Raw genomic sequence first — 3,717 nt, forward strand, 5'->3', positions numbered from 1 at the left:
GGGCCGCAGAAGAACTCTCACAGTTATGTTTTTCGCGGTCCTGCAATGGGGCCGCTGGCCTCCGGGCCCGGTATGACTGTGTCCCCTCTGTCGAACGGATGACCTGGGGGGGTGTCGCCGGGTCCGGGAGGTGCCGTTGGAGACGCTGATGAGAGACCCGGCCACCGCCCGGTCCGACGCAATGCCGGACAGTCTGCGGGCGGCAGGTCTGCATAACGTGGATGCGCGAGCACGGTGCCACCGCCGAGGCCGGCACGGTCAACACCTGCGGAAGGGTGTGATGTTAGACACCGAAGACATAGGCGTCTTCCTCGGAATGGACATCGGCAAGACCGCCCACCACGGCCACGGGCTCACCCCGGCCGGGAAGAAGGTCTTCGACAAGCCGATGCCCAACAGCGAACCGAAGCTGCGGGCCGTCTTCGACAAGCTCAAGGCCAAGTTCGGCACCGTGCTGGTGATCGTGGACCAGCCCGCCTCGATCGGGGCTCTGCCGCTGACCGTGGCCCGTGATGCGGGCTGCGAGGTCGCCTACCTGCCCGGACTAGCGATGCGGCGGATCGCCGATTCTCTATCCGGGAGAGGCGAAAACGGACGCGAAGGACGCCGCGGTGATCGCGGACGCCGCCCGGACGATGCCCCACACCCTGCGTTCGCTGGAACTGACCGACGAGATCACCGCCGAACTCACGGTGCTGACCGGCTTCGACCAAGACCTCGCGGCCCAGGCCACCCGCACCAACAAGCATCCAGACCATACCCGTTCGCGGAACGCTTGCCTTGCCGCGGTCAGACCCCACCCTGCGGATACCCCATACACCGGGCATACCGCGACGATCACCGATCGTCAGCCCCTATAACAACCCATCTTCCAGATCAGGAGAGGGGGGTATGGACAGATCTCGACATAGGAAGGAGTGTCAGCGCAGCAGTAAAGTGCACGATCAGGAGTCGGAGAATTTAAGATGAGCTACTCGGATAGTTCTGCAGCAGTGCCCAGGGCAGCCGTTGACGCGGCCGCATTGGGGCCCGCAGGGGGCAAGCGAGTGAAGAAGATTGACACGCAGCTTGCCCACATGGCGGCGATGGACATCGTAGGTGACAGGCTGTATGTCACCTCATGGAACGGCGGGCCAGGGCAGGGAGCAAATGCGGGCGTTCTTTATAAGTTCCCTGCGGAGCAGGCCGACGGTACGCAGCCTGCGCCTGAAGGACCGATCGCCAATCCTAATTTGACTGGCATGTTCGGGCTTTCTGTAGTCACAGGGACTGACAATAAAACCGCGGCAGCTGCCTTCATTGTTGATTTAAATTACCAAAGCCTGTGGAAGGTTCCGCTAGGGGCAAACGCGTCGAATCCCATCCGAGTTTCCCAAGCTGGGGGGGGGCTAGATAAGCCTATCTCCTTGGTTATGGCTGGGATGGATGAAGGCTATTTCACTACGAACACAGGACAAGTATGGTCAGTTGAACCCCATGTCCAAATCACCAAAGGGCTAGGTGATCCCAAGGGGATTGCCCTGGATGCTCTACAGCAAAATCTTTACATTACCGATAATGCAGGGGGGCGCCTGTGGCGAGTCAGCCTGAAGAGAGATGAGGACGGGAACTACCCCAAGTCTGTCATCGCTACTGGTATGACTTCAGCCTACGGCGTTACGCTACGGCGCGAGCCAGCAGCCGATGGGGGCATGGCCACATGGGCTTATGTCGGCACATCGTCTCAAGGAAATCTGTGGCGCGTTAATGTTGATAGCGTGAGCGGGGAGCCGGTAGAGGTGACGAATGAGGCGAACCTCGCCGCATTCAACCTCAATCTCGGCGGCACTGGTGCGGCACACAATGTGCGCTTCAATAGCAAAGGTGATGCGTACATCTGCGCCTGGGGAGCCCCGTGGATCTGGAAGATCACTGGAATTTCTACTCCGACCGATGCGCCGAAGCCTCCTCCGGTTGTTGCTGTGGTGAAAATTCTTTCTAAGATGGATGGGGTGGAGCCGTCGTTCAGTGGGACGGTGAGCCCGGTGGTAGCCGGGGCTAAGCTATTTGCTTTTGTGGATGGCGTTAAGAGGTCCGGTGGAGGAGCGCATGTAAACCCGGACGGGACCTGGGCTTTTTATATGCAGGCTTCGGCTGATGGTGCTCCTCCGTATGCTCCTGGTCAGCACACGTTGAAGATGGCTTACACGGATGAGGCTAAGGGGGCGGTTCTTGCTACCGCCGAGATTGTTTTCACTGTCGCGGCGCCTACTCCGCCTCCGCCTCCGAAGCCCCAGGGAATTGTGATCGTCGCGCCGTTGGAGGGAGCGCAGATCGCGGGTACGCCGAAGTTCACGGTCACGGTGCCGAAGCGACTCGAAGCCGGTGTCATGCTGCGTGCCGTGGACGAGTACGGGGCGGTCATTGCCGACGGCCTGGCTCCCGGTGCGGACGGCATCACCTACACCTTCGAGCGCAACGGCAAGCTGGGTCCCTGGAACGGCCCCGGCCACAAGGTGACGGTCACGGCCCGCAAGGAAGGCGCCGATCTTGGCAGCCCCGCCCCTGCCAGCGTCAACTTCAACGTCCCCGAGGCCAAAACCCCGATCATTGTTGTCCCGGCACGGGGAGCGAAAACCACCTCCATCCCCGACTTTAAAGTCCAACTGCCGACTGATGTTTCGATGGACGGTGTCACCATCCTTGCCAGGGATGAAACCGGCACGATCATCAACGCCAACCCAGGTCTGAACAGGAGTGGCCCGGGATGGCACTTCAACCGCAACGTCGGCCCGTGGACCATGGGTGTACACACCGTCGTCATCACCGCCCGCAAAGGCAACGCAGACCTCCCCGGCCTCACCCCCGCCGTCGTCACCTTCACCGTCGACCGCAAATAACCGCGCCAACAACACCCCCAACCTCCCCACACGTGTGTGGGTGTGCCCTCCACCGGAGGTCCACCCACACACGCCGCGCCACTCAGATGCGTGACCCACGGGACTGTAAAGGGAACGGTGTAACTCCGATCATGGAGGATTGCACCTGTGACCAGCGAGAACATAGCCACGCCGGCCGAGGCGGAGATTGCGCCGACGGGCGTGGATGACCAGTTTCTGAACGAGCTCGTGGCTCGGGCCCAGGCCAAGGGATTGCAGCTGACGGGCGAGGGCGGTCTGCTCCAGCAGTTGACGGGGCGGCTGCTGGAGTCCGCTCTCGAGGGCGAGATGACGGACCATCTCGGCTATGACCGGCACGATCCCGCGGGCAAGAACGGCGGCAACTCAAGGAATGGGAAACGCTCCAAGACGGTCGTCACCGACGTCGGTCCGGTTGAGATCGACGTGCCCGGGGACCGCGAGGGAGCCTTCGGGCCGCAGATCGTCAAGAAGCGTCAGCGCCGGCTGACCGGTGTCGATGAGATGGTGCTGTCGCTCTCCGCGAAGGGTCTGACCCACGGTGAGATCTCAGCCCATCTGGCCGAGGTCTACGGAGCCGAGGTCTCCCAGCAGATCATCTCGACCATCACGGATTCGGTAATGGAGGGCATGGCCGAATGGCAGGCTCGCCCGCTCGACCGCGTCTACCTGGTCGTCTTCACCGTCCCCACCAACACACAGGGCATCGACGCCGGCAAGAAGATGGGCCTTGACCCCGGATCCTGAACACACGAGACACTGGATCCTGAGGATCTGAGAACGGACTTCTCGTGGTCATGAAGAACTATCCGCCGGAGTT

1 protein-coding gene and 2 pseudogenes are annotated in these 3,717 nt (G+C 61.6%); all 3 read left to right on the forward strand.

Going from position 1 to position 3,717, the window contains the following annotated elements; genetic code table 11:
- Window positions 1-280: 280 nt before the first annotated feature.
- A pseudogene (locus tag ACFXGI_RS38480) lies at window positions 281-743 on the forward strand (IS110 family transposase); the annotation flags it as partial.
- A 303-nt stretch (window positions 744-1,046) separates the two neighbouring features.
- Window positions 1,047-2,879: a hypothetical protein gene (locus ACFXGI_RS38485; RefSeq protein ID WP_384717689.1), complete on the forward strand. Its 1,833-nt coding sequence runs from the start codon at window positions 1,047-1,049 to the stop codon at window positions 2,877-2,879.
- Between the two features lie 186 nt (window positions 2,880-3,065).
- A pseudogene (locus tag ACFXGI_RS38490) lies at window positions 3,066-3,578 on the forward strand (transposase); the annotation flags it as partial.
- Window positions 3,579-3,717 lie beyond the last annotated feature (139 nt).

It is taken from the genome of Streptomyces sp. NPDC059355 (genome assembly GCF_042752335.1).
Classification (GTDB): Bacteria; Actinomycetota; Actinomycetes; order Streptomycetales; family Streptomycetaceae; genus Streptomyces.